This window comes from Vibrio sp. 811 (genome assembly GCF_033339195.1).
This window is the reverse complement of the sequence record NZ_JAWOUB010000447.1, coordinates 1-677: the sequence shown is the minus strand read 5'-3', so window position 1 is coordinate 677 and position 677 is coordinate 1. Positions and strand designations below refer to the sequence as shown.

Sequence of the window (677 nt, the reverse complement as noted above, 5' to 3'; positions counted from 1 at the left end):
CACGATCGCGCTGCCTTGCCCTTGTCCTTGCCAACCCGCCTCAATACCGAGCGAGCGAATCTCCGCAAGTCCAGAGTCATACACATACAGAGACGCGCAACCAGTCACTTCACCATGATGTTCAGCAACGGCAAATGAGCCAATGTCGCGAACGAGTTCATTACGAGAACGAGGTAAGTTTTCGCCCATATTCGCCCAGTACGCAACCATGCCTTCAAGCGTTTCGATATCCGTTAAACGTGCAGGACGTACTTTAACGGCCGAACTATCACGCTGCGCCAAACGCTTGTCCGCTTGGTCAACGGCATAAGCGACTTGTTTTGGTGACACGCCACCAAGCGCGCTACGTTTTTCTAGACAAGACTCAATCGTTAGGATGTCGTACACATCGTTGTCGATGACGTCAGAGAACTCTTGTAACTCTTGCAGTGACAGCTCTTCCAGTGCACAACCTTTGGCAATCGCGCCAACGACAGCTACACCGACAATATGATGCGCTTCTCGGAAAGGAATGCCTTTCGCGACCAAGTAGTCCGCTAATTCTGTGGCATTGGCGTAGCCTTGTTTCGCAGCTTCTAACGTACGTTCGCCATTAACCTTGATACCATCGAAACACAACGCTGCCATTTCCATACAGTCGTTCCATGTATCAAGCGCATCGAACAAGCCTTCTTTGT

General features: G+C 50.7%; 1 protein-coding gene. It reads right to left on the bottom strand.

The window, feature by feature from the left end; translation table 11 throughout:
* On the bottom strand, window positions 1-677 hold a 677-nt coding region (locus R7Q46_RS27400; RefSeq protein WP_411978781.1), incomplete at both ends, for a GNAT family N-acetyltransferase.